This window comes from Chitinimonas taiwanensis DSM 18899 (assembly GCF_900119825.1).
GTDB classification, from domain to species: domain Bacteria; phylum Pseudomonadota; class Gammaproteobacteria; order Burkholderiales; family Chitinimonadaceae; genus Chitinimonas; species Chitinimonas taiwanensis.
Window position 1 is genome coordinate 193,164 of sequence record NZ_FPKR01000007.1, and the last position, 23,403, is coordinate 216,566.

At 59.3% G+C, this 23,403-nt stretch carries 20 protein-coding genes; 11 read left to right on the forward strand and 9 right to left on the reverse strand.

Annotated features, from left to right (window positions below):
• Positions 1 to 70 precede the first annotated feature (70 nt).
• The 6 genes from BT173_RS10480 to BT173_RS10505 all read left to right on the forward strand — a co-directional run bounded on the left by BT173_RS10480 (position 71) and on the right by BT173_RS10505 (position 7,271).
• A complete protein-coding gene (locus BT173_RS10480) occupies positions 71 to 1,399 on the forward strand; it encodes a glutamine synthetase family protein (protein WP_072428593.1) in 1,329 nt (442 codons plus the stop codon).
• Positions 1,400 to 1,468: 69 nt separating this feature from the next.
• Positions 1,469 to 2,902 carry an aspartate aminotransferase family protein gene (locus BT173_RS10485; protein WP_072428594.1) on the forward strand — a complete coding sequence of 478 codons (1,434 nt, stop codon included), beginning with the start codon at positions 1,469 to 1,471 and terminating at the stop codon, positions 2,900 to 2,902.
• A gap of 89 nt (positions 2,903 to 2,991) precedes the next feature.
• Positions 2,992 to 4,173 carry a polyamine ABC transporter substrate-binding protein gene (locus BT173_RS10490; RefSeq protein WP_072428595.1) on the forward strand — a complete coding sequence of 394 codons (1,182 nt, stop codon included), beginning with the start codon at positions 2,992 to 2,994 and terminating at the stop codon, positions 4,171 to 4,173.
• A 139-nt stretch (positions 4,174 to 4,312) separates the two neighbouring features.
• Positions 4,313 to 5,443: an ABC transporter ATP-binding protein gene (locus tag BT173_RS10495; protein ID WP_072428596.1), complete on the forward strand. Its 1,131-nt coding sequence runs from the start codon at positions 4,313 to 4,315 to the stop codon at positions 5,441 to 5,443.
• Complete coding sequence (locus BT173_RS10500) at positions 5,440 to 6,387, forward strand: ABC transporter permease subunit (protein WP_072428597.1); 948 nt, start codon at positions 5,440 to 5,442, stop codon at positions 6,385 to 6,387. The genes BT173_RS10495 and BT173_RS10500 overlap by 4 nt, the downstream gene beginning before the upstream one ends.
• Positions 6,384 to 7,271, forward strand: coding sequence for an ABC transporter permease subunit (locus BT173_RS10505; protein ID WP_072428598.1), 888 nt, complete (start codon positions 6,384 to 6,386; stop codon positions 7,269 to 7,271). Before BT173_RS10500 ends, BT173_RS10505 begins: the two co-directional genes overlap by 4 nt.
• 60 nt (positions 7,272 to 7,331) lie before the next feature.
• On the opposite strand, the gene thrC is transcribed toward BT173_RS10505, so the two are convergent.
• From thrC to BT173_RS10530, 5 genes are read right to left on the reverse strand one after another with little or no spacing between them, the layout of a single operon-like run.
• Entirely contained in the window at positions 7,332 to 8,744 is a 1,413-nt protein-coding gene (gene thrC / locus BT173_RS10510; protein ID WP_072428599.1) for a threonine synthase, read from the reverse strand.
• Between the two features lie 43 nt (positions 8,745 to 8,787).
• Positions 8,788 to 9,957, reverse strand: a complete 1,170-nt coding sequence (locus tag BT173_RS10515; protein ID WP_072428600.1) for a hypothetical protein — start codon at positions 9,955 to 9,957, stop codon at positions 8,788 to 8,790.
• Positions 9,958 to 9,962: 5 nt separating this feature from the next.
• Positions 9,963 to 11,288 (reverse strand): homoserine dehydrogenase, encoded by a 1,326-nt coding sequence (locus tag BT173_RS10520; RefSeq protein WP_072428601.1) that lies wholly within the window; start codon positions 11,286 to 11,288, stop codon positions 9,963 to 9,965.
• Positions 11,285 to 11,737, reverse strand: coding sequence for a GNAT family N-acetyltransferase (locus tag BT173_RS10525; protein ID WP_072428602.1), 453 nt, complete (start codon positions 11,735 to 11,737; stop codon positions 11,285 to 11,287). The genes BT173_RS10520 and BT173_RS10525 overlap by 4 nt, the downstream gene beginning before the upstream one ends.
• Before the next feature lie 3 nt (positions 11,738 to 11,740).
• Positions 11,741 to 12,967 (reverse strand): pyridoxal phosphate-dependent aminotransferase, encoded by a 1,227-nt coding sequence (locus BT173_RS10530; RefSeq protein WP_072428603.1) that lies wholly within the window; start codon positions 12,965 to 12,967, stop codon positions 11,741 to 11,743.
• 139 nt (positions 12,968 to 13,106) lie between these two features.
• Between BT173_RS10530 and BT173_RS10535 the strand changes: the two genes are divergently transcribed.
• The 3 genes from BT173_RS10535 (at position 13,107) to nadC (ending at position 15,682) form a co-directional block, all read left to right on the forward strand.
• Positions 13,107 to 13,475, forward strand: a complete 369-nt coding sequence (locus BT173_RS10535) for an Mth938-like domain-containing protein (protein ID WP_072428645.1) — start codon at positions 13,107 to 13,109, stop codon at positions 13,473 to 13,475.
• A 96-nt stretch (positions 13,476 to 13,571) separates the two neighbouring features.
• Positions 13,572 to 14,609: a phosphate ABC transporter substrate-binding protein PstS gene (pstS, locus tag BT173_RS10540; RefSeq protein ID WP_072428604.1), complete on the forward strand. Its 1,038-nt coding sequence runs from the start codon at positions 13,572 to 13,574 to the stop codon at positions 14,607 to 14,609.
• Between the two features lie 215 nt (positions 14,610 to 14,824).
• Positions 14,825 to 15,682 (forward strand): carboxylating nicotinate-nucleotide diphosphorylase, encoded by an 858-nt coding sequence (gene nadC, locus BT173_RS10545; protein ID WP_072428605.1) that lies wholly within the window; start codon positions 14,825 to 14,827, stop codon positions 15,680 to 15,682.
• An 86-nt stretch (positions 15,683 to 15,768) separates the two neighbouring features.
• On the opposite strand, the gene BT173_RS10550 is transcribed toward nadC, so the two are convergent.
• Entirely contained in the window at positions 15,769 to 16,524 is a 756-nt protein-coding gene (locus BT173_RS10550; RefSeq protein WP_072428606.1) for a substrate-binding periplasmic protein, read from the reverse strand.
• A 288-nt stretch (positions 16,525 to 16,812) separates the two neighbouring features.
• On the opposite strand from BT173_RS10550, the gene BT173_RS10555 reads away from it, so the two are divergent.
• The gene (locus BT173_RS10555; protein WP_072428607.1) at positions 16,813 to 17,121 is read left to right on the forward strand and encodes a ComEA family DNA-binding protein; all 309 of its coding nucleotides are present in this window, start codon (positions 16,813 to 16,815) and stop codon (positions 17,119 to 17,121) included.
• A gap of 363 nt (positions 17,122 to 17,484) precedes the next feature.
• On the forward strand, positions 17,485 to 20,259 hold the full coding sequence (locus BT173_RS10560) for a TonB-dependent receptor (protein WP_072428608.1): 2,775 nt from the start codon (positions 17,485 to 17,487) through the stop codon (positions 20,257 to 20,259).
• A 57-nt stretch (positions 20,260 to 20,316) separates the two neighbouring features.
• Here BT173_RS10560 and BT173_RS10565 read toward each other — a convergent pair whose 3' ends face one another.
• From BT173_RS10565 to BT173_RS10575, 3 genes are all read right to left on the reverse strand, one after another.
• Positions 20,317 to 21,930 carry an NAD+ synthase gene (locus tag BT173_RS10565; protein WP_072428609.1) on the reverse strand — a complete coding sequence of 538 codons (1,614 nt, stop codon included), beginning with the start codon at positions 21,928 to 21,930 and terminating at the stop codon, positions 20,317 to 20,319.
• Between the two features lie 76 nt (positions 21,931 to 22,006).
• Positions 22,007 to 22,723 (reverse strand): SAM-dependent methyltransferase, encoded by a 717-nt coding sequence (locus BT173_RS10570; RefSeq protein ID WP_072428610.1) that lies wholly within the window; start codon positions 22,721 to 22,723, stop codon positions 22,007 to 22,009.
• Positions 22,720 to 23,304: a Maf family protein gene (locus BT173_RS10575; RefSeq protein ID WP_072428611.1), complete on the reverse strand. Its 585-nt coding sequence runs from the start codon at positions 23,302 to 23,304 to the stop codon at positions 22,720 to 22,722. The genes BT173_RS10570 and BT173_RS10575 overlap by 4 nt, the downstream gene beginning before the upstream one ends.
• Positions 23,305 to 23,403 lie beyond the last annotated feature (99 nt).

Below are 23,403 nucleotides of genomic sequence, written 5' to 3' on the forward strand. Positions count from 1 at the left end.
CGCTTTCCAATGTTTGCCGGCTTGCCCATAACCGGAGGTTTACCGCGGAGCGGTAAAGAAATGTATGGCAATGAACCAGTTCCAAGACTTTTTCCGTGAAAACGCCATCACCGAGGTGGAGTGCGTCGTCCCTGATATGACCGGGGTGGCGCGCGGCAAGATTCTGCCCAAGAGCCAGTTCAACTCGGCCAATATGCGTCTGCCCAAGGCGGTGCTGATCCAGACCGTCACCGGCGACTGGCCGGACGACGACACGATTACCGGTCCGACCGATCCGGACATCATCTGCGTGCCCGATCTGAACACGGTGCGCATGGTGCCCTGGGCGCCCGATCCGACCGCGCTGGTCATTCATGACTGCGTGAACTTCGACGGCAGCCCGGTCGATATCTCGCCGCGCTATGTGCTGCGCAAGATCCTCAAACTGTATGAGGACCGTGGCTGGAAGCCCGTGGTGGCGCCGGAGCTGGAGTTCTATCTGGTAGAGCGCAATATCGACCCGGATATTCCGCTCAAGCCGCCGATTGGCCGCACCGGCCGCTCGGAAACTGGTCGCATGAGCTACAGCATCGACGCAGTGAACGAGTTCGACCCCTATTTCGAAGATGTGTACGAGTACAGCGATGCGATGCGCCTCGATGTGGATACGCTGATTCACGAAGTGGGCGCCGGCCAGATGGAAATCAACTTCGTGCACGGCGACGCGCTCGACCTGGCCGATCGCGTGTTCTTGTTCAAGCGTGTGGTGCGCGAAACCGCCTTGCGCCACAACATCTACGCGACCTTCATGGCCAAGCCTATGCAGAACGAGCCGGGCAGCGCCATGCATATCCACCAGAGTGTGACCGACAAGCACGGCAACAATGTGTTCTCGAACGCTGACGGTGGCCCGTCTGATCTCTTCTTAAGCTATATCGCCGGCCTGCAACGTTTCATGCCGGCCGTGATGCCCATCATGGCGCCGTTTGTGAACAGCTTCCGTCGCCTGAGCCGCTACACCGCCGCGCCGATCAATCTGCAGTGGGGCTATGACAACCGCACCGTCGGCATCCGCATTCCCAACTCCGGCCCGGAAGCGCGCCGAGTCGAGAACCGCGTGCCGGGCGTGGATGTGAACCCCTATCTGGCCATGGCGGCCACGCTGGCTTGCGGCTATCTGGGCATGGTCAAGGGCCTCAAGCCCACCGACCCGATGGCCACCAGCGGCTACGACCTCGACTACGATCTGCCCCGTCATCAGGAAGATGCGATCGAGGCGATGCGCGACTCGGCCGATATCGCCGAGGTGTTCGGTGCCGACTTTGTCCGCGCGTTCTGCGCGGTGAAGGAAAAGGAATACGACACCTTCTTCCGCGTGATCAGCTCCTGGGAGCGAAATCACCTGCTGCTTAATGTATAAAGCGCCCCCGCGCCTGCATTGGTATCTGTAAATCCTCGGCCGCCACAAGCGGCCCCGTTGGAGAATCTCATGAGCAATCTGTTTGAAAACCGTCCGGCGATTCACGCCGAGGCACACAAGGCCGGCGGCAGCGTCTTTGCAGCGCGCAGCACCCAGGAATGGCAGCAGCTGGATGCGGCCCACCATCTGCACCCATTCAGCGATATGGGTTCGCTGAACAAGGTGGGCAGTCGGGTGATCACCCGTGCCGAGGGCGTCTATCTGTGGGATTCGGACGGCAACAAGATCATCGACGGCATGGCCGGCCTGTGGTGCGTGAACGTCGGTTATGGCCGCAAGGAACTGGCCGAGGTTGCCTACAAGCAGATGTTGGAGCTGCCTTACTACAACACCTTCTTCAAGACCACCCACCCGCCGGTGATCGAGCTATCCAAGCTGCTCAGCGAAGTCACCCCGGGCGGCTTCGAGCACTTCTTCTATTGCAACTCGGGTTCCGAGGGCAATGACACGGTGCTGCGCATTGTGCATCAGTACTGGGCCGCGGTCGGTCAGCCGAAGAAGCGCTACATCATCTCGCGCAAGAACGGTTATCACGGCTCGACCATTGCCGGCGCCTCGCTGGGCGGCATGGACTATATGCATGAGCAGATGCCGTCCCAGGTGTCGAACATCGTCCATATCAGCCAGCCTTACTGGTTTGGCGATGGCGGCGATCTGAGCCCGGCCGAGTTCGGCCTCAAGTGCGCGCGTGAGCTAGAAGCCAAGATTCTCGAGCTGGGTGCCGAGAATGTGGGCGCCTTTATCGGTGAACCCTTCCAGGGCGCCGGCGGCGTGATCTTCCCGCCCGAGAGCTACTGGCCGGAAATCCAGCGCATCTGCCGTCAGTACGATGTGCTCCTGTGTGCCGATGAGGTGATCGGTGGCTTTGGTCGCACCGGTGAATGGTTCGCCCACCAGCATTTCGGCTTCGAGCCCGACACCATGACCCTGGCCAAGGGCCTGACCAGCGGTTACATCCCGATGGGCGCGGTGGCGATCCGCAAGAAAGTGGCGGATGCGCTGATTGCCGGTGGCGACTTCAACCATGGCCTGACCTATTCGGGTCACCCGGTGGCGGCTGCGGTGGCGGTGGCCAATATCAAGATCCTGCGCGAAGGCGGCGTGATCGAGCGGGTGAAGAACGAAACCGGCCCTTACTTCCAGAAGGCGCTGCGTGAGGCGCTGGCCGCTTCGCCGCTGGTAGGCGAGATTGCCGGCGCGGGCCTGGTGGCCGGCATGCAGCTGACCGAGGACAAGGCCAGCCGCAAGCGCTTTGCCAATGGCGGCGAGATCGGGCTCAAGTGCCGCGATTACTGCTTCAAGAACAATCTGATCATGCGTGCCACCGGTGACCGCATGCTGCTTAGCCCGCCGCTGGTGATCAATAAGCACGAGATCGACGAAGTGGTGGAAAAAGCCGCGCACTGCATCGGCCTGACTGCCCGCGACCTCGGTATGGTGTAATTCATTGCACACGCTCCCGTTCAAGCGGGGCGTGTGCATGATTCTTGCAGGTTCCGTCCGTATTTCGTTCCACCCAAGGAGAAGTGTTGATGGCTACACAGCAGCAGTATTCGAAGTCCGTTCTGGCGCTCGCGCTTGGTGCAGCTTTTGCACTGGCAGGGTGCGGTCAGAAGGAAGAAGCACCGAAAACCGAACCGGCCCCGGCCGAGCCCGTCGCTGCTGCTGCACCCGAACCGGCCAAGACCGGCGGGCAGCTCAATATCTACAACTGGAACGATTATCTGGGCGAGACCACGCTGGCAGATTTCGAAAAAGCCACCGGCATCAAGGTCAAGTACGACGTCTACGACAGCAATGAGGTGCTGCAGGCCAAATTGATGACCGGCAAGTCCGGCTATGACCTGGTAGTGCCTTCGCTCGAGTTCGCAGCCAAGCAGATCCAGTCGGGCATCTATGCCGAGATCGATCGCAGCAAGATTCCCAATTACGCGAATCTGAACCCGGAAATCCTCAAAAAGGCCGAGGCGGCCGACCCGGGCAATAAATTCCTGGTGCCATATATGTGGGGCACCACGGCCTTCGGCATCAATGTGGACAAGGTCAAGGCTGCACTGGGTAGCGAGTCTATGCCGGCCAATGAGTGGGAGCTGATCTTCAACCCCAAGTACACCAGCAAGCTGAAGTCCTGCGGCATTTCCTTCATGGATACCGGTAGCGATGTGTACTCGATGGTGAATATTTATCTGGGCAAGGATGCCAATGATCATTCCGAAGCCCAGCTCAAGGCCGCTACCGAAACGCTGAAGAAGGTGCGCAAGGACGTGCGCGTGTTCAACTCCTCGCCGATCGACCTGCTGGCCAATGGCGATGTGTGCGTGGCCATGGCGTTCAATGGCGATACCTATATCGCCAAGAACCGCGCGGTGGAGGCCAAGAACGGCCAGAACATCGAATATGTGGTGCCCAAGAGCGGCACGATCCTGTGGATCGACAATATGGCTATTCCCAAGGATGCCCAGAATGTCGAAAATGCGCACCATTGGATCAACCACATTCTCGATCCCAAGGTGGCGGCTGGCATTTCCAATTATGTGAACTATGCCAACCCGAACCTGAAGGCCACCGAGTTTGTGAATCCGGAGATCGCCAACGATCCGAAGATTTTCCTGAGCCAGGAAGCCATGGCGACCTTGCAAGCGAAGAAGCCGATCGAGCAAGAGGCGCAGAAGCTGATTACCCGGTATTTCAATCAGTTTAAGGCATCCAAGTAAGGTCCCACGGGGGCCGGCCTAGGTCGGCCCTTTTTCTTGTTTCATCGAACCGTTCGTTATCAAATCAAACGCACCCGGCGCTGCCGCGCGCGTTTGATTTGGCAATGACCGAATACTGCACCTGCATGGAGTCCCTATCGTGGCGGTAACACCGACCGAAGTCGCAAACGGCGACAGCAAGCACAAGCATTATCTGGAGATCAAGGGCGTTACCAAGAAGTTCGGTGACTTCTATGCGGTCGATGATGTAGACCTGATCATTCCCAAGAATGAAATCTTCGCCCTGTTGGGCAGCTCGGGTTCGGGCAAATCCACTCTGCTGCGCATGCTGGCCGGCATGGAAACGCCGACCGAGGGCCGCATCATCCTGGACGGACAGGACATCACCGATCTGCAGCCCTATGTGCGCCCGGTGAACATGATGTTCCAGAGCTATGCGCTGTTCCCGCATATGACGGTCGAGCAGAACATTGCCTTCGGCCTCAAGCAGGACAAGCTGCCCAAGGATGAGATTGCCGAACGGGTCGGCAAGATGCTCGACCTGGTGCAGATGCGCAAATACGCGCAGCGCAAGCCGCATCAGCTGTCCGGTGGTCAGCAGCAGCGCGTGGCCCTGGCGCGCTCGCTGGCCAAGCGTCCCAAGCTCCTGCTGCTGGACGAGCCGCTTGGCGCGCTGGACAAGAAGCTGCGTGTGCAGACTCAGTTCGAGCTGGTCAATGTGATCGAAACCGTGGGCGTGACTTGCATCATGGTTACCCATGATCAGGAAGAGGCGATGACCATGGCCAGCCGTATCGCCATCATGAGCGAAGGCAAGCTCATGCAGGTGGGCGGCCCGCGCGAGATCTACGAATACCCGAACTGCCGCTTTACCGCCGAGTTCATCGGCTCGACCAATATCTTCGAAGGCCGCCTAGTGGTGGACGAGCCCGATCATATCGTGATCGAGAGCCCGGAGCTGGGGCGCGGTATCTATGTCGACCACGGCGTGACCGGCCCCAAGGGCATGAATGTCTGGTACTCGATCCGCCCGGAAGACATGACGCTATGCCGGGCGCAGCCGGATGAGAAATACAACTGGGTGGGCGGCAAGGTGCACGATATCGCCTATCTGGGCTCGCACTCGGTCTACCACATCAAGCTCGCCTCGGGCCGGGTGGTGATCGTGAACGTGCCGACCAGCCACTGGGGCAGCGAGAAGCCGGCAACCTGGGGCGATGAGATCGCGGTCAAATGGCGCAATGACGCCGGCGTGGTGCTGACATCATGAAAAAATGGCTGAGTAAATTCCTGCCCGGGGGGCGTAGCGGCGTGATCGCTGTGCCCTATCTGTGGCTGCTGTTTTTCTTCGTGCTGCCGTTTTTCTTCGTGCTCAAGATCAGCTTTGCCGAGCCCGATATCTCGCAGCCACCCTACACGCCCTTGATGACGCATGAGGACAGCAAGACCACCATCACGCTGAACACCAGCAAGTACACGACCATTCTCGACGAGGTGAAGTCCTTTGGCACCACGTCCTGGTCCGAGGCGGCCGAGCAAAGCCAGTATGTGATCGCTTACTGGAATGCCATCAAGCTGGCCTTCTTCACCATGGTGTTCACCCTGCTGATCGGCTATCCGCTTGCCTACAATATCGCGCGCGCCAGCGAGGCGACACGCAACACGCTGCTGATGCTGGTGATGATCCCGTTCTGGACCTCCTTCCTGCTGCGCGTGTATGCGTGGATAGGCATCCTAAAGGACAATGGCATCATCAATAATCTGCTGCTCGGCATGGGCCTGATCGATGCGCCGCTGCAGATGCTGTACACGCCGTTCTCGGTGCTGATCGGCATGGTCTACAACTATCTGCCCTTCATGATCCTGCCGCTGTACGCGCACCTGACCAAGCTGGATAGCCGCTTATTCGAGGCAGCGGCCGACCTCGGTGCCAGCAAGTGGACCACCTTCTTCCAGATCACCCTGCCGCTGTCCAAGGCCGGCATCATCGCCGGATGCATGATGGTGTTCATTCCGGCGGTGGGCGAATACGTGATCCCGGCCCTGCTCGGTGGTGGCGATGTGGTGTTCATCGGCAACAAGCTGATGGATGACTTCGGCCCGAATCTGGATTGGCCGCAGGCATCAGCGGTGGCCGTGGTGATGCTGGCGCTGCTGATCGCGCCCATCGTCTGGTTCCAACGCTTTGAACAGAAACAACAGGAGGCCGCATGAACAAGATGCCGCTATCCAATCGCCTTTTCATGCTGCTGGGCTTCTTCTTCCTGTATGCGCCCATCCTCAGCCTGGTCATCTTCTCCTTCAACGAGTCGCGCCTGGTCACGGTGTGGGGCGGTTTCTCGCTCAAGTGGTATGGCGAGATGTTCCGCAATGACAGCCTCCTGAGTGCTGCCGGGCTGAGCTTCAAGATCGCCTTCCTGGCCGCTACCCTAGCGGTGGTGCTGGGTACGGTGGCGGGCTTCGTGCTGGCACGCTTCGGACGCTTCAAGGGCAAGTCGCTGTTCGCTGGCCTGACCACGGCACCGATGGTCATGCCGGAGGTGATCGTCGGCCTGTCCATGCTGCTGCTCTTCGTGTCGCTGCAGTCCAGCCTCGGCTGCTCGGTGGAAGACCCGCAGGGCCTGGTCGGCCGCCTTGGCTGCTGGGCCTTTGGCGAGCGCGGCATGATCACCATCTGGATAGGCCACACCACGCTGTGCATGGCGTATGTGGCGGTGCTGGTGCAGTCGCGCCTGAAGGAGCTCGACCGCTCGCTGGAAGATGCCGCCATGGACCTTGGCTGCCATCCGTTCAAGGTGTTCTTCGTCATCACCATCCCGGTGATTGCGCCGGCCCTGGTGTCGGGCTGGCTGCTCAGCTTCACTCTGTCGCTGGACGACTATGTGCTGACCGCCTTCCTGTCCGGCCCCGGCTCCACCACCATGCCGCAGTGGATCTTCTCCTCGGTGCGCATCGGCCCGACGCCGGAGGTGAATGCCCTGGCCACGGTGATCATCGTGGTGGTCACGGTCTTCGTGGTGATCTCCAACCGCCTGATGCTGTCCGCCCAGGCTCGCCGCGACAAGGCCATGCAGGCGGCCTTTGCCGGCAAGCACTGATCGGGTGAGCGGCAACAAAAAAGGCGTCCCTAGGGACGCCTTTTTTGCTGTGGGCCGCGCTTAGTTCAGCGCATCCACTACATAGCGCTTCACTGCCTCCACATCATTGGGCAGTACCTCGCTACGCTGGGGCAGGCTTTCCAAATTGGCGAGCGCGGCGGGGCGCGGTGGGGTCTCGTTCAGCGCCTCCAGGATGGTGGCCTCGAACTTGGCCGGCAGCGCGGTTTCCAGCGTCACCATCGGCACGCCGGGGCGGCGTGCTTCCAGCGCCACCTTCACGCCATCGGCCGTGTGCGGGTCGAGTACCACATTCCACTTGGCCTTGGCGGCACGGATGGTGGCGATGCGGTCGGCATGGGTGCTCTTGCCCGAGCTGAAACCGAACTCGCCCACCATGCGCGCGAAGAACGGCGTCTTGCCCAGGTCGAAGCCACCGGTGCTATCGACGTCGCGCCACAGTCCGGCCAGCGCTGCGCTGTCGCGCTCAATCAGATCGAACACGAAGCGCTCGAGATTGGAAGCCTTGGAGATATCCATCGAGGGGCTGGAGGTTGCATGCGTGTCCTTGGACGCGCGCACCGTGTAGCGACCGGTGCGGAAGAACTCATCCAGCACATCGTTTTCATTGGTGGCGACTACCAGCTTGCCCACCGGCAGACCCATCTGGCGGGCGATATGGCCAGCGCAGATATTGCCGAAATTGCCCGAGGGCACCACGAAATCGACCTCGTCGCCAATCTGGCCCGCCACCTGCAGATAGGCGCGGAAGTAGTACACGACCTGGGCCACGATGCGGCCCCAGTTGATCGAATTGACCGCGCTGACCTTGTACTTCTGCTTGAAGGCCGCGTCGTTATTGATGGCCTTCACGATGTCCTGGCAGTCGTCGAAGGTGCCTTCCACGGCGATATTGTGGATATTGGCGTCCTGCAGGCTGAACATCTGCGCGCGTTGGAAGGGGCTCATGCGGCCATGCGGGCTGAGCATGAACACATTGACGCCCTTCTTGCTGCGCATCGCGTACTCGGCTGCCGAGCCGGTATCGCCCGAGGTGGCGCCGATGATATTGACCGCCTCGCCGCGCTGCGCCAGCACATATTCAAACAACTGGCCTAGCAGCTGCATGGCAATGTCCTTGAAGGCCAGGGTCGGGCCATTGGACAGGTGCAGCAGATGCAGGCCGCTTTCCAGTTCGGTCAGCGGGGTGATGTCCGGCGTGCCGAAAGCCTGCTCGGTATAGGCTGCTTCGACCAGGCGGCGTACATCCTCGGCTGGAATATCGGTGGCAAAGCGCGACACGATCTCGAAGGCCAGCTGCGAGTAGCTGAGCGTGCGCCAGCTTTGCAGCGTGGCCTTATCGATCTGCGGGTAGACATCCGGTACGACCAGGCCGCCATCGGGCGCCAGACCACCGAGCAGGATATCGCTGAAGCCTTGCGCGGCCATGCCGCCGCGTGTGCTGATGTAATTCATAGTGGTAGGTCCACGAGCAAGCGCGCGTCTATGGCGAACTGGCTCAATACTGGTTCAGATTATTGATGACTGGAAAGGGCGTCGGCTGGCTAAGGCGCTTCGCTTCTTCCATCAATTGCTTTGCATCGAATTGTGCGAGTTCGTCGTCGCTGAGTGGCTTACGACCCTTGTCCACATAGGCTTTGAGCAGCGCGCGGCAGTAGGAAGGCGACTTGCCTTGCCCACTCTTGTGCCAAGCCCCTGGTGTGAGTTCATAGCCGAGCACACTGAACTGCTGATCCATGGTTTTTAAGTCCAAGGCGCGGCAGGCGAACGACGCATAGGCAGTTCGGTTCCAGCTGGACGGGTACAGCGTCACCAAGCTATCGAAACTGGCCTTTAAACGTTTCCAGTCAGATTTCCGCCAGTCGACCAGGGTTGTGGAGTCGTTGTCGAGTGAGGGGCCAAGACTCCAGTAAATCCTGGCGTAAAGCGTAGGCCCTTCGGCGTTTGGATTTCGCTTTACCGCCTCCTGGGCCAAGCGCCGTATGGTCGCCAGCGAGCCGCCCCACTTGGGCTGCAGTGTGATGGCCGCACTAAAATACAGCTCGTGGTAGTCGGGAAATCGCGCCATGCCCTCATTCAGTGTCTGAACAAACAGTGCTTCGTCGCCGTTGAGGCGCAGTACATCCAGCATGGCGGTATACCAATGCGGATCTCCAGCAGCTCTTTCTTTAACCGAAAGCAGTACTTGTTTGGCCTGATCAGTCAGCAAGAAGATGGCCGGCCAGTTCTCCTTTGGCACATGTGCAACAAAGGTGCCGCCACGCAGTTCCCACGCTTGCTCCAGGTAGAGCCGTGCCAAGCGTATGGGCGGCATGGTCGAGTCTGGATCTGCCTGTTGCCACTCAAGCGTATCGGCAACCAGTTTTTCCCACACCGCCACAGGCAGATCGCGGCCGCGCGGCCTGCCAAACTGGGCAATGCCATTATTGAATGGCGCCAACAGCCAAACGCCACTCTCACTGCGCCGCTTCTGCTGTATCAGGTCCTGTTGCAGCCGATTCAGTCCCGCATAGTCTTTATCGCGCCAAAGCTGGAAGGCTTCATTGACGACGGCCTGCCGTTGTTCATGCTCGCTCGGATTGGCGGCCTGGCCACTGCTTGCCAGTAGTGCCAGCAAGCAGAACTGGCCAAAGCGCCAACGTAGGGACTTGTGGTCAGACACGGCCATCTACGTTAGCGATCCAGGTTTTCCAAGCGCAGCTTGGTGATGCGACCAGCAATGGTCTCCAGCGCTTCGATGCGGGCGATGGCGGCGTCCACGCTGCGCTCGATGGCGACATGGGTGAGGATCACGATATCGACGATCTTTTCCCCCTCGGCCGGCTCCTTCTGCATCATCGCGTCGATGGAGATGCCGGCATCGGCCAGGATGCGTGTCACATCGGCCATCACGCCGGGCTGGTCGTGCGCCTGCAGGCGCAGGTAGTAGCAGGTCTCCACCTCGGCAATCGGCAGAATGGGCAGATCGGCCAGGCGGTCGGGCTGGAAGGCCAGATGCGGCACGCGGTGCTCGGGGTCGGCGGTCAAGAGGCGGGTTACGTCGACCAGATCGGCCACCACGGCCGAGGCGGTCGGTTCGGAGCCGGCGCCACGACCCGAGTACAGGGTCTGGCCAACGGCGTCGCCTTGTACCACCACGGCGTTCATCACGCCGTCCACATTGGCGATGATGCGCTTGGCCGGAATCAGCGTTGGGTGTACGCGCAGCTCAATGCCATTTGCGCGCCGCTTGGCGATGCCAAGCAGCTTGATGCGGTAGCCGAGTTCCTCGGCATAGGCGATGTCCTCGCGCGTGAGCTTGCTGATGCCTTCCAGATAGGCTTTGTCGAATTGCATCGGAATGCCGAAGGCAATCGCGGCCAGGATGGTCAGCTTATGCGCCGCGTCGTGGCCCTCGATATCGAAGGTCGGGTCGGCCTCGGCATAGCCGAGCTTCTGTGCTTCGGCCAGCACATCGGCAAAGGCAGCACCCTTGTCGCGCATCTCGGTCAGGATGAAGTTGGACGTGCCGTTGATGATGCCGGCCAGCCATTCGATACGGTTGGCGGTCAGGCCTTCGCGCAGCGCCTTGATGATGGGAATGCCGCCAGCCACCGCCGCTTCGAACATCACCATCACGCCGGCTTGCTGGGCGGCGGCGAAGATTTCGTTGCCATGGATGGCCAAGAGGGCCTTGTTGGCGGTGACCACATGCTTGCCATTAGCAATCGCACGCAGTACCAGGTCCTTGGCCAAGGTGGTACCACCGATCAGCTCGCAGACGATATTGATGTCCGGGTCATCCACCACGGCCTGCATATCGTTGCCGAAAGCCAGGCCTTCGGTGACGGCCAACGGCGCGGCGGCGCGGGCCTTGTCGATATTGCGTACGGCGACACGTTTCACTTCGATGGCGCGGCCGGCGCGGCGGCCGATTTCCTCGGCATTTCGGGCGAGCACCTTGGCCACGCCCGAGCCGACCGTGCCGAAGCCCAATAAGCCAACTTGAATGGGTTTCATGCGGTTTTGCCTTGCAAGGGTTTTTTGAAATTGAACGATGCGATGGTCAGCCCCTCGCGGTGATAGAAGCGATGCGCGTCTATCCGCTGGGTGCCGGAATCCAGCATGAAGTTTGTCGCGCCGCAGCGGATGGCTTCCTGTTGAAGCCAGTCGAGCAGGCATTTGCCAACGCCTTGTGAGCGTTGCTGGGAGGTGGTCACCAAGTCGTCCACGTAGAACTTGGTGCCGGAGAAGGTATCGCGATAGTGCCGGAAAACCGCCAGGCCGAGAATCGCCTCACCGTTGTGGGCGATCACCATCTGGCCGCCATCGGCGAAGATGCCGCGCATTTGTGCGGGGTAGTCTGCCGCCAGCTGCGGGCGCAGCTCGCGGTGGATGGCCTCCGCCCGCAGCAGCCAATCGGGTTCTATCAGTTCATGGGCAGCATTGTTCAGGCGGAGGAGGTGCATGGTTCAGCCAGCGTGACGTTTTCGATAATTGGCCAGGAAGCGTTCGAAGCGATCGAGCGCTTCGTTCAGCTCTTCCATATGCGGCAGGAAGACCACGCGCAGATGGTCGGGCGCATGCCAGTTGAAGCCGGTGCCCTGCACGAGCAGCACGCGCTCCTCCTCCAGCAGCTCAGTGATAAAGGCCTGATCGTCGACGATCGGGTAGACCTTGGGGTCGAGCTTGGGAAACAGATACAAGGCGCCCTTGGGCTTCACGCAGCTCACGCCGGGGATCGCGTTCAGGCGTTCCCAGGCCAGATCACGCTGACGGGTCAGGCGGCCATTCGGGCCGACCAGCTCATTGATGCTCTGGTAGCCGCCCAGCGCGGTCTGGATAGCATGCTGGCTGGGGACATTCGCGCACAAGCGCATCGAGGCGACGATGTTCAGGCCATCGATATAGTCCTGCGCATGGCGCTTGTCGCCGCTCAATATCATCCAGCCGGCGCGATAGCCGCAGGCGCGGTAGTTCTTGGACAGGCCGTTGAAGGTCACGCAGAACACGTCCTCGGCCAGCGAGGCCAGGCTGGTGTGGGTGTGACCGTCGTAGAGCATCTTGTCGTAGATCTCGTCCGCGAACACGATCAGGCCGTGCTCGCGGGCAATCTGCAAAATGCCTTCCAGGATATGGTCGGGGTAGAGCGCACCAGTTGGGTTGTTCGGGTTGATGACCACGATGGCGCGGGTGTTCTCGGTGATCTTGGCGCGTATATCGGCCAGATCAGGCAGCCAGCCGTGCTCTTCCTCGCACAGATAATGGCGCGGCGTACCGCCGGACAGCGCGACGGCCGCCGTCCACAGTGGGTAGTCGGGCGCAGGTACCAAGACCTCGTCACCATTGTCGAGCAGGGCGTTCATGCTGAGCAGGATCAGCTCGGACACGCCATTACCGATATAGATATCTTCGACCGAGACGCCCTTGATACCCTTTTGCTGGGCGTAGTGCATGACTGCCTTGCGGGCCGGGAAGATGCCCTTTGAATCGCCATAGCCGCCGGCATGCGGCAGATTGACGATCACGTCCTGGACGATCTCTTCCGGTGGCTCGAAACCGAATACCGCCAGATTGCCGATATTAAGCTTGATGATGCGCTGACCGTCGTCTTCCATCTGCTTCGCTCGCGCCAGAGCCGGTCCGCGGATTTCGTAACAGACCTTGTCGAGCTTTTGCGATTTTTTGACGGGGCGCATACGGGCTTAATAAATAAGGGTGTTAAGGGGAGCGTTCGATAGTAGCAAAGTTTCTTGCGCTGCAATATTCGCTTTGCGCGCGGCGCTTATTCCCGAGCCGGGCGCTAAAATGGCGGCCGCAAACCAGCGGGTGAACACCATGAAACTGCATGCCGACAAGCCTACTCATCTGAATGTCTTTACCGGTTACGACCGCGACTTTGTCAGCGTGAATCAACAGCGCCATAGCGGCAGCCTGCTGGTGCTGCCGACCAGCGTCGAGCCCTGGCGTCCCGCCAACTTTGCCGATCTGCAGGAGGCGGACTTCGAAGCCTTGCTGGCCTTCCAGCCCGAGGTCGTGCTGCTGGGGACCGGCAGCCGCCTGCAGTTCCCCCATCCACGCCTGAGTCGCAGCCTGGCGCAGGCGCAAATCGGTGTGGATGCCATGGATATCTCGGCCCTATGCCGCACCTTCAATATCCTGGTGGCGGAGGACCGTCGCGTGCTGGCCGCCGTGCTGTTCGACTAGCCGCGGACGGGGTGATTTAACCGAACTGTCATCTGGCTGACATAAACGGCGCATATGCTGCGTCGCAACTTGTCATCAAAAAGCCATTGAACTGTCATGAATCGCTCGCTCCTGCTGTCTGTGCTTGGCTCACTCTGCCTGGCTTCCTCTCTTAGCGCCGTGGCCGCTCCCTTGCGCGGGGCTGGCTCGACCTTCGCCGAACCGCTGTACAAGCAGTGGGGCGAGGCCTATCGCCAGGCTGGCGGCGGCGAGCTCAGCTACGAGGGCGTAGGCTCGGGCGAAGGGGTAAAACGCGCCGTAGCGCGCGCGGTGGACTTTGGCGGCTCGGACGAGCCGCTCAAGCGTGCGGTGCTGGAGGAACAGGGGCTGCGCCAGTATCCGGTGGCCATGGGGGCTATCGTGCCGGTAGTGAACCTGCCCGGCGTACCTGCCGGCGCGCTGAAGCTGAATGCCGAAGTGTTGGCCGCCATCTATCTGGGCAATATCCGGCGCTGGAACGATGCGGCCATCCTGAACCTGAACGAAGAGATCGCCAGCAAGATTCCCGATCTGCCGATTCGGCCGATTGCCCGCGCCGAGAGCTCGGGTACTACCTTCGCCTTTACCTATTATCTGAATGCACGCGCGCCGGCCTGGCAGAAGACGCGTGGGGTCAGCAAGGAGATGGCTGGTCTGAATGCGGCGCTGGCCAAGGGTAATGGCGGCGTGGTGGCGCTGAGCAAGAATACGCTCGGTTCGCTCGCCTATATGGAATATGGCCGCGCACTGCGCGAGAAGGCCAATATCGCCCAGCTGCCCAATCGCTATGGCGTGTTTGTGAAAGCCAGCCCCGAATCCATCCTGGCCGCCGCCAAGTTCGATGCAGAAAAGCTGCTGTATAGCGGCGACCCCGACTTCTACCTGCTGCTGGTGGACAACGACACCTATGCGGGCTGGCCCCTCACAACCGCTACCTTTGCCTTGGTCCCGCGCTCGGGCAAGGAGGCGCAGGCTGTGCTTTCCTTCCTCTATGCGGGCTTCAAGTCGGGCGATGCGGCTGCGCGAGAACTGGGTTATGTACCGCTGAGCGAAAGCATGAAGATTGCGGTGCGCAAGGCCTGGAGCCGCCAGTACGGCTTCCGCGCCGGCCTGTAAGTGCTGCGTTTTGTCGGGTGACATTGCCATCCAGTCCAGCCAGCCGGCATTTCGTCGCAGCTGTCACGACAATTTAGCCTGTGCACTTTAGCCTGACGCTCGCAATGTTGATCTCCCCTGAAATACGTTGCGTATTCATTCACACGCCGGCCCTGCGCCGGCGTTTTTCTTGGCCGGGTTACAATGCCCGCTTCATCGATAGCCGATCATCCACCATGTCTTTGCCCGCTGCCCACCTGATTGCCCAACACGTTGCCACCGCCCTGGCAGAAGACATCGGCCGTGCCGACTGGACCGCCATGCTGATTGCGCCCGAGCGCATGGGGCGTGCCACCGTATTGCTGCGTGAAGACGCGGTGTTGTGCGGTCAGGCTTGGTTTGACGAGTGCTTCCGCCAGGTTGATCCGCAGGTAACGGTGCGCTGGCTGGTGGCCGAGGGCGCGCTACTGCCGGCCAATACCGTGTTGTGCGAAATCGTCGGTCCGGCGCGGGCGCTACTGACGGCCGAGCGCAGCGCATTGAACTTCCTGCAGACCTTGTCGGCCGTGGCCAGCGAAACCCGACGCTATGTGGATGCCGTGGCCGGCACGCGCGCCAAGATTCACGACACGCGCAAGACCTTGCCGGGTCTGCGCCTGGCGCAGAAATACGCGGTCACTGTGGGTGGCGGGGAGAACCAGCGCATCGGTCTGTACGACGGCATTCTGATCAAGGAAAACCATATCGCCGCCGCAGGCAGCATCGCTGCCGTGATGCAAGCAGCGCTGACACTGGCGCCGGCCGAGGTGAGCATACAGATCGAGGTGGAGAACCTCGCAGAGCTCGACGAGGCGCTGGCCGCCGGTGCGCGCTCGGTCCTGCTCGACAATATGAGCTTGGATGATATGCGCACGGCCGTGCAGCGCAGTGCCGGTAAGGCGTTGCTGGAAGCCAGCGGTGGGGTGGATAGGCAGAGCGTGCGCGCGATTGCCGAGACCGGTGTCGACCGGATCTCGATCGGCAAGCTGACCAAGGATGTGCAGGCCATCGATCTATCGATGCGCTTTGCCTTTGGCGACGACTGCGCGCGATAAGTGGCTGCGCAGCGGGGCGGAGGAAGTCGCAAGTATCTGGGGGGCGATGCTGGCGCGGATGGGCTATTGGCAAGCTGTTGTGGGATCTAGTCGTCCGCTGCGCCGTACTTGCGCCACAGGGGGGCCAGCACGCCCGCCGCGCGCATCCTACGCAGCAGGGTATTGATCTCCTCCACACTCGGACGTATGCCCTGGCGCAGGATGATGGTGTGCGCGTATTCCTGATCCTTGCGCTCGGAGATCAATAATTGCTCGCGCAGGGCAGGGTGGCGCTTCAGATAAATGGCCAGATAGGCCTCGGTGACCACCGCGATATCGCCGCGCCCGGCCAGCAGTAGCTTCAGGGTCGATGCATTGTCATTGCTGAACGACATGCGGAAGTGCTTGCGTAAATAACTGGCGTCGTTCTTAAAGCCGGCAAAGCCATAGTGATAGCCGAGCATGCCTATCATGCGTTTGCCAGCCAGATCATCAAAGAAGCGCTGATCCCGCCCAGCCTGAGCCAACGCCACATAGACCTCGCCACCACGCAGATAGACCTCGGACGCCACTACTGGTCGTTTACCCCAGCCCCAGGCCAGGTTGTCGAAGCTGGACATATCGTACTTACCCGCATCGAAGTCTTGGAAACGGCGCACCGTACCAGTGGCGACCGGCACAAAGCGGTACTCGCTCTGGAAGGCATTCATCAACTCGAGCAATTCCACGTGCAGGCTCTCGCCCGCAACCGTCTGGCGCTTCTCGATATAGGGCGGAAATTCCGCCACCCCCACGCGTACCAGCTGCGTGGCGAGGGCAAAGGGCTGAATCAGTACGGCAAGCAGGAAGAGCCAGTGGTGCATGGAGCAATGCTTACTAGGTTGATGTGGCTTTACTGTAGCAGTGGCCGGAAGGCTTGGCATGCTTGCCGCTGAGCCGCCAAGGACTGCTTTGCTTCCAGGGCTAGCTTTGCACGCCCTGTCGCCAGGCTCGTGAATACGGGGCCGCGGGCTAGTATTCCCACCGCGCCATGCCACCAGCGCGCCGTCCGCTTCGGCTTGAAAAGCACTACGCCAAGGCCTAGCTTGCTTGGGCGGAATATATTTCCGCACCGGATATACCAAGCACCATAAACTCAGGAGGACGTTGCAATGAAAGCACTGCTAGCCAGCACCCTGGCCGCCCTGGCCTTACTCGCCCTGCCGGCCCAGGCTGTCGTCAACATCAACACCGCCAATGCCACTGAACTCGAGGCACTGCCCGGCATCGGCGCCAAGAAGGCGCAAGCCATCGTTGAATACCGCACCAAAAACGGGCCTTTCAAGTCAGTGGAAGACCTGGAGAAGGTCAACGGCATCGGCAAGGCCATGGTTGAGAAGCTGCGTAAGGAGGCGAGTGTGAGTGGTGGCGCCAAGCCAGTCGCAAAGCCCGCCCAGGCGGCGAAGGCGGTAAAGCCCTAGTTTCATCCTTCTTACAACAAACCCCGCTTGGCGGGGTTTGTTGTTTTTGAGTATCGCCTAAATGAGGTATGTGTATTTATTTATCAAAGCCTTGCTTGTACTTTGCTTCTATCTTGACGTTGTTTTTTGACAACGCTGTTGGCAAGATTGTTGCAAATCTGTATCGAGCAATTGCTAGTAATGCGAGCTTGTAAGTAGGATCAAACAAGTATCTCGATCAGCGACAGCAAAGGTTTAGTGGCACAAAAAATGCTGTTCGAGGGCGCGTCTGATCGGCGCATCAGGATGGACGCTGTCGATACCCATACAAATTGGACGGCAGCGGCCATCAAACATTGACTTACTGTTGGGGAGATCACTCGAATGAGGATCAAGCAGCTTGCATATGCAATTGGGATGATCGGCTTCGTAGGTTCGGCTGGTATGGCTCACGCTGCGGACGAAGTGCAGAAGGCGGAGAAGATTGAAATCACCGGCTCGAGCATTAAGCGTATCGCTAAAGAAGGCGCACTCCCGGTTCAGGTTGTCACTCGTGATGACATCGCGCGCACCGGCGCAACTAGCACTGAACAGCTATTGCAGAATTTGACCGCGGTATCCACTTCGGGTGCCATCCAGGGGGCTACCGGTGCCGGGTCGTCAACGTACGGTCTGTCATCTGTTTCGCTGCGTGGTCTGGAAAGTGATCGTACGCTGGTCCTGGTCAATGGCCGTCGCGTCGCTGCATTTGCTGGTGGCGGTGGTGCAACAGTGAATGTGAATGCTATCCCTCTTGCTGCGATTGAGCGTATTGAGGTTCTGAAGGATGGCGCTTCCGGTGTTTATGGTTCAGATGCAATCGCTGGCGTGGTTAACTTCATTCTGACGAAGAACTACCAAGGTCTGGAGATCGAAGGTCAAACGGGTCAGCCAACCCGTAGCGGTGGTGGTGATACGAACAAAGTTGCTTTAGTCGGCGGCTTTGGTGACATCAATGAGAATGGTTTCAATATCACCCTATCGGCTTCCTATGAGAAGGAAAAGACGCTTAAAGCGGCAGACCGTGAATTTGCTAAGTCGGGTAATCGCTTTCCGTATTTTGTAAATGGCGCTACTGGCCAAGGTAATATCGAAGGGGTATTTACTGAGAGCACCGGTGTAGGCTCTGCTGGTACGCAGCATCCGACTTTGTGGGGTACTTCTCCAGGCACTGGTTATGGTAACCCATTGGCGGGTAGCAATAATTGTGAGGCTCAGCAGATGTTTTTGGCTGGCAACACTTCCAAGGGCGGAAAATACTGTGCTTTTGATAGCGCGCCTTTCGTTGGTTTGATTCCAGATCGTGAGCTGCTGAACTTCTCTGGTAATTTCACTCTAAAGCTGACGGAGAATGCTGAGCTGTTTGCGGATGCTTTGTATTCGAAGAGCATCGTGAAGCAGGCCTATCAGGCTAACCCAATTCGAGAGAGTTTCCTTGAAACCGATTCTCTTTTTGCAGAGCAGGGTGTGTCGAATGCGCTTTTATTCCGACCAACTAACCCTAATTACCAGATTGCAGCCGATTACCTGAATTCGATCGGTGCAGGGGCATTGGTAGGGCAGACGTTGGCAGTCACTTCTCGTACTTTGGGGTTTGGTGGCCGGGCTAACAAGGATACGGCTGAGCAGACACGCTTTGTTGCAGGGGTCCGCGGTCTAATCGCAGATCAAGACTATGAGCTTGCTTACTCGAAGAATGAGAGCAAGACGGATGGTGTAGTCACTGATGGTTACTTCTCGCAGGTTAAATACGTCAAGATCATCAATGATGCCAATAATTGGAATCCATGGGCCGCTGATGGCTTGGGGAATGACGCGCTGAAAGCCGCATTGAAGGAGGCCGCCTATACAGGTGGTACCCTAAAAGCTAAGTCTTCCAGTGACGTGGTAGACGGTAAGCTGAGTGGTGAATTGTTTGCGTTCGGCGATTCTTCCGTCATGTACGCTGCTGGTGGCCAGTGGCGTAAGGAGGAGTACGTAACTAATCCAAGTCCAGCGCTGGAAACCGGTGATATCGCAGGCTTGGGTGGCTCTGTGCCTCCTGTGAATCGTGATCGTAAAGTCACAGCTGCATTTGGCGAGGTAATCATCCCCGTTACGAAGCAAATTGAGGGTGGTCTCGCTATCCGCCACGATCGTTATAACGATGTAGGCAATTCCACAAACTACAAGGCTAGTTTGCGTTGGCAGCCTGTGCCGAGCTTCTTGGCTCGCGTTTCCGCAGGTACAGGGTTCCGCGCGCCAACTCTGACGGATCTTTGGCAGCCTCAAAGTACTGGTAGCTCTGAGCAGTTTGATGATCCGTTGACCGGATTGAAAGATCTGCAAGTTACGTCTTTGACCGGCGGTAATCCGAAGTTGAAGCCGGAAGAATCTCAGCAATGGTCCTTGGGTGTCGTTTTTGCGCCGAATGGTAGTTTCTCGGCTGCAGTTGATCTGTTCAGTATTCAAATTGACGACATCATTGCGACTCCCTCTGCGCAAGAAGTAGTTTCTGGCTTCCGTGCCGGGAACTCGGCCTATCTGGATAAGGTAACAGTTACTCAGACGGGCGATATTAGTGGTATCACTCAGACCATTGGTAACTACGGCCGGGCCAAAGTACGCGGTGTGGATTTGGACATGAACTATGCTCGCAACTTCTTCTTTGGCAAGATGAAGTTTGCTTTAGCTGGTACTTACATGACCAAGTTTGACCAAACTAGTCCGGGTGGAGAGGTTTCGCACAAGGTCGGTACTACCGTAAATGCGGATGGTACGCCTGTGCTTGGGGCTGATGGCGGTGGCGTCATTCTGCGCTGGAAGCACTCTCTCTCTGCGAACTGGAGTCGTGGTGGTTGGGGCGCTGGCGTAACTCAGAACTTCTACAAGGGTTATCGTGATAGTGATGACCTTTTGGGTAATCCACACTACGTCCCCAGTCAGTCCACTTTTGACCTGAATGCCTCGTATACCGGTATCAAGGGTCTCAAGCTCGGGTTGGGGGTTAAGAATGTTCTGGATGACGAGCCGCCGGTTTATATTCCGGTTAGTAACCAGTTCCAATATGGTTATGACATCAGCCAGTATGATCCACGTGCGCGCTTCGTTTATTTGACAGCGGGCTATAAATTCTGGTGATTTAGAACAGGTTGGCTAGTAAAAGAAAACCCGCGATTTCGCGGGTTTTCTTTTTTTCTACTCTAGGTACGCGTTGGTAATCGGATACCGCCAATCCCGCCCAAATCCACGCGGGGTGATGCGCGCACCCACCGCCGCCTGACGGCGTTTGTATTCATTCACCTTCAGCAGCTTGACCACGCGCAGCACATCGGCCTCGGTAAAGCCGGCGGCGATGATGTCGGCGATGGATTGGTTGTCTTCCACATAGCGCGCCATGATGGCATCGAGGATGTCATAGGGCGGCAGGCTGTCCTGGTCGACCTGATCTTCGCGCAGCTCGGCCGACGGCGGGCGGGCGATGATGCGCTCGGGAATAATGGCCTGCAGGCTGTTGCGGTAAGTGGAGAGCTGGTAGACCAAGGTCTTGGCAATATCCTTTAGCACGGCATAGCCGCCCGCCATATCGCCATACAGCGTTGCATAGCCGGTCGTCATCTCCGATTTATTACCGGTGGTTAGCACGAGGCGGCCAGTCTTGTTGGAGAGCGCCATCAGGATCACGCCGCGAATGCGCGACTGCAGATTCTCTTCCGTGGTGTCGGCGGCCAGGCCGGCGAATTGCGGTGCCAGCGCGGTGGTGAAGGCCTCGTACATGGGTTCGATGCTGATTTCGTCGTACTGAACGCCGAGGCGGGCGACCATATCGCGCGAATCGTCCAGGCTGATCTGTGCGGTGTAACGCGAGGGCATCATGACGGCGCGCACCCGATCGGCGCCCAGTGCGTCAACGGCGATGGCCAAGGTTAGTGCCGAGTCGATACCGCCGGAGAGGCCGATGATTACGCCGGGGAAGCGGTTCTTGTTGATGTAATCGCGCGTGGCCAGAACGAGCGCCTGGTAGACGCCCGCTTCGCGATTTGGTGTGGCGTGAATTTCGCTGCGCGCCAGATCGCCTTCCACAAAGTTGAGCATGGCAAGATCGGGGGCAAAGCTCGGCGATTTGGCGACAACCTCCCCCTGTTTGTTCATGGCGAAGCTGGCGCCGTCGAACACCAGCTCATCCTGTCCGCCCACCCAGTTGCAATAAACGATAGGCAGGCCGGTTTCTTCCGCACGCTGGCGAACAATCTCTTCGCGTACCGCTTCCTTGCCTAGGTGATACGGGGAGGCGTTCGGTACCAGCAAAATCTGCGCACCCTGCTCGGCCGCTTCTGCAGCCGGCTCCAGGTGCCAGATATCCTCACAGATCAGCACGCCCACCTGCACTGTGCTGCCATCATGGCAGCGCTGTTCGAACACGCAGCTGTGGGCGCCGGGTGTGAAATAGCGGCACTCATCGAATACCTCGTTATTCGGCAACACCATTTTATGGTAACGGGCGACATAGTTGCCGTCGCGCACCACCGTCACGGCATTGAAGCGCTCCTCGCCCAATTGCTGTGGATGGCCGACCACGACGGTAATCCCATCGGCTACATCCAGGATGCGATCCAATTGCACATTGCAGGCGGCATAGAAGCTCGGGCGCAGTAGCAGGTCTTCGGGTGGGTAGCCGGAAATGGCCAGCTCTGGCACTAGCAGGATGTCGGCGCCATCGGCGCGGGCCTGCTGCATCAGGGCGATGATTTGATCGGTATTGCCGGCGAGGTCGCCGACGGTAGCATTGAACTGGGCAAGCGCAATTTTCATGATGAGGGTCTGCGTATGGTGGCCGCGGGGCCGAATGGGGCGATTTTACTCGCGCAGAAATGGACGGCTGCCTGTCTTATTTGCCGGCGTAGAGCACAAACATGGCCGGGCGCTTCTTCAGTTCGGGGCGCGGCTTGCTTTTCCACTGCGCCAGTGGCTGCGAAATCACCAGCTCATCGTCCGTGGTCAGGTCGCGCGCAATGGTCAGCCACGTGCCTGGCTTGCAAGCCTGCAGCGCGGCATCCAGCATGGCATCGTTGCGGTAGGGGGTTTCGATAAACAGCTGGGCTTCGTCCAGCTTGGCCGAGTCGCGTTCCAATTCGCGCAGCTTGTCCTGGCGCGGGCCGGTTTCAACGGGCAGATAGCCGTGAAAGCGAAAGCGCTGGCCGCTGGCGCCAGAGGCCATCAAGGCAAGCAGGATGGAGGAGGGGCCCACCAGCGGTGCAACGCGAATACCTTCCGCGTGCGCAAGTCGCGCCAGCTTGGCGCCGGGGTCGGCCACGCCAGGGCAGCCGGCTTCCGACATTAGGCCCACATCGTGGCCAGCGCGCAGCGGCGCCAACAAGTTGGCCAGTTCCGTGTCCTTGGTGTGTTCATTCAGTTCGCGCATCTGCAGGCTGGCGATCTGTCGGTCGGGACCATAGAGCTTGAGGAAAGCGCGCGCGGTTTTCGGATGCTCGACAATCCAGTGCTCGATACGATTGGCCAGTAGGCGCACATCGGCAGGCAGGATGTTATCCAGGCGGCCCTCGCCCAATGGGGCGGGAACCAGATACAGGGTGCCGGTCTTCATAGCAGGGGAAATCCTTCTGTGCGCAGCATGCGGCATAGTTCAATCAGCGGCAGGCCAATGATGGCGGCGGGGTCGCTACCGGCCATGTTCTCTATCATGGCGATGCCCAATCCTTCGGTCTTGGCGCTGCCTGCGCAGTCGTAAGGCTGTTCACGTTCTAGATAGTGGCGGATCTCGGCATCGCTGTAGTCGCGCATGCTGACCTGCCAGGGTACGACCACCTGTTGCGTGTGGCCGCTGGCGCTATTGTGTAGCGCAAGCGCGGTGTGAAAGACGATAGTCTGGCCGCGCATGCGGCTGAGCTGGGCAAAGGCGCGTTCGAAATTGCCGGGTTTGCCAAGTTGCTCGCCGTGCAGCAAGGCAACCTGGTCGGATCCGATGATCAGTGCATTCGGGAACTGCTTGGCCAGAGAAGTTGCTTTGTTGCAGGCCAGTCGAGTCGCGGTATCGGCCGCGCTTTCTCCGGCTAGTGGCGTCTCGTCGCAGTCTGGTGCGGCCACGGTAAAGGGTAGGCCCAGGCGCGCCAGCAGTTCGCGTCGATAGGGCGAGGTGGAGCCGAGTACGAGTTGTGTTGGGGTCATGGGCGAAAATGTAAGCGACAAGTGTTGCTTGATGGTGGAGTCGGCTGGGCTAAGCAGCAGATTTCTTTGACGTTTTGCTGGCAGAAAGTATATCATCCG

Bases quoted from the DNA above. Each gene is read 5' to 3' on its own strand.
- BT173_RS10480 (WP_072428593.1), top strand. From the start codon at position 71: ATGAACCAGTTCCAAGACTTTTTCCGTGAAAACGCCATCACCGAGGTG.
- BT173_RS10485 (WP_072428594.1), top strand. From the start codon at position 1,469: ATGAGCAATCTGTTTGAAAACCGTCCGGCGATTCACGCCGAGGCACAC.
- BT173_RS10490 (WP_072428595.1), top strand. From the start codon at position 2,992: ATGGCTACACAGCAGCAGTATTCGAAGTCCGTTCTGGCGCTCGCGCTT.
- BT173_RS10500 (WP_072428597.1), top strand. From the start codon at position 5,440: ATGAAAAAATGGCTGAGTAAATTCCTGCCCGGGGGGCGTAGCGGCGTG.
- BT173_RS10505 (WP_072428598.1), top strand. From the start codon at position 6,384: ATGAACAAGATGCCGCTATCCAATCGCCTTTTCATGCTGCTGGGCTTC.
- thrC (WP_072428599.1), bottom strand. From the start codon at position 8,744: ATGAATTACATCAGCACACGCGGCGGCATGGCCGCGCAAGGCTTCAGC.
- BT173_RS10515 (WP_072428600.1), bottom strand. From the start codon at position 9,957: ATGGCCGTGTCTGACCACAAGTCCCTACGTTGGCGCTTTGGCCAGTTC.
- BT173_RS10520 (WP_072428601.1), bottom strand. From the start codon at position 11,288: ATGAAACCCATTCAAGTTGGCTTATTGGGCTTCGGCACGGTCGGCTCG.
- BT173_RS10525 (WP_072428602.1), bottom strand. From the start codon at position 11,737: ATGCACCTCCTCCGCCTGAACAATGCTGCCCATGAACTGATAGAACCC.
- BT173_RS10530 (WP_072428603.1), bottom strand. From the start codon at position 12,967: ATGCGCCCCGTCAAAAAATCGCAAAAGCTCGACAAGGTCTGTTACGAA.
- BT173_RS10535 (WP_072428645.1), top strand. From the start codon at position 13,107: ATGAAACTGCATGCCGACAAGCCTACTCATCTGAATGTCTTTACCGGT.
- pstS (WP_072428604.1), top strand. From the start codon at position 13,572: ATGAATCGCTCGCTCCTGCTGTCTGTGCTTGGCTCACTCTGCCTGGCT.
- nadC (WP_072428605.1), top strand. From the start codon at position 14,825: ATGTCTTTGCCCGCTGCCCACCTGATTGCCCAACACGTTGCCACCGCC.
- BT173_RS10550 (WP_072428606.1), bottom strand. From the start codon at position 16,524: ATGCACCACTGGCTCTTCCTGCTTGCCGTACTGATTCAGCCCTTTGCC.
- BT173_RS10555 (WP_072428607.1), top strand. From the start codon at position 16,813: ATGAAAGCACTGCTAGCCAGCACCCTGGCCGCCCTGGCCTTACTCGCC.
- BT173_RS10560 (WP_072428608.1), top strand. From the start codon at position 17,485: ATGAGGATCAAGCAGCTTGCATATGCAATTGGGATGATCGGCTTCGTA.
- BT173_RS10565 (WP_072428609.1), bottom strand. From the start codon at position 21,930: ATGAAAATTGCGCTTGCCCAGTTCAATGCTACCGTCGGCGACCTCGCC.
- BT173_RS10570 (WP_072428610.1), bottom strand. From the start codon at position 22,723: ATGAAGACCGGCACCCTGTATCTGGTTCCCGCCCCATTGGGCGAGGGC.
- BT173_RS10575 (WP_072428611.1), bottom strand. From the start codon at position 23,304: ATGACCCCAACACAACTCGTACTCGGCTCCACCTCGCCCTATCGACGC.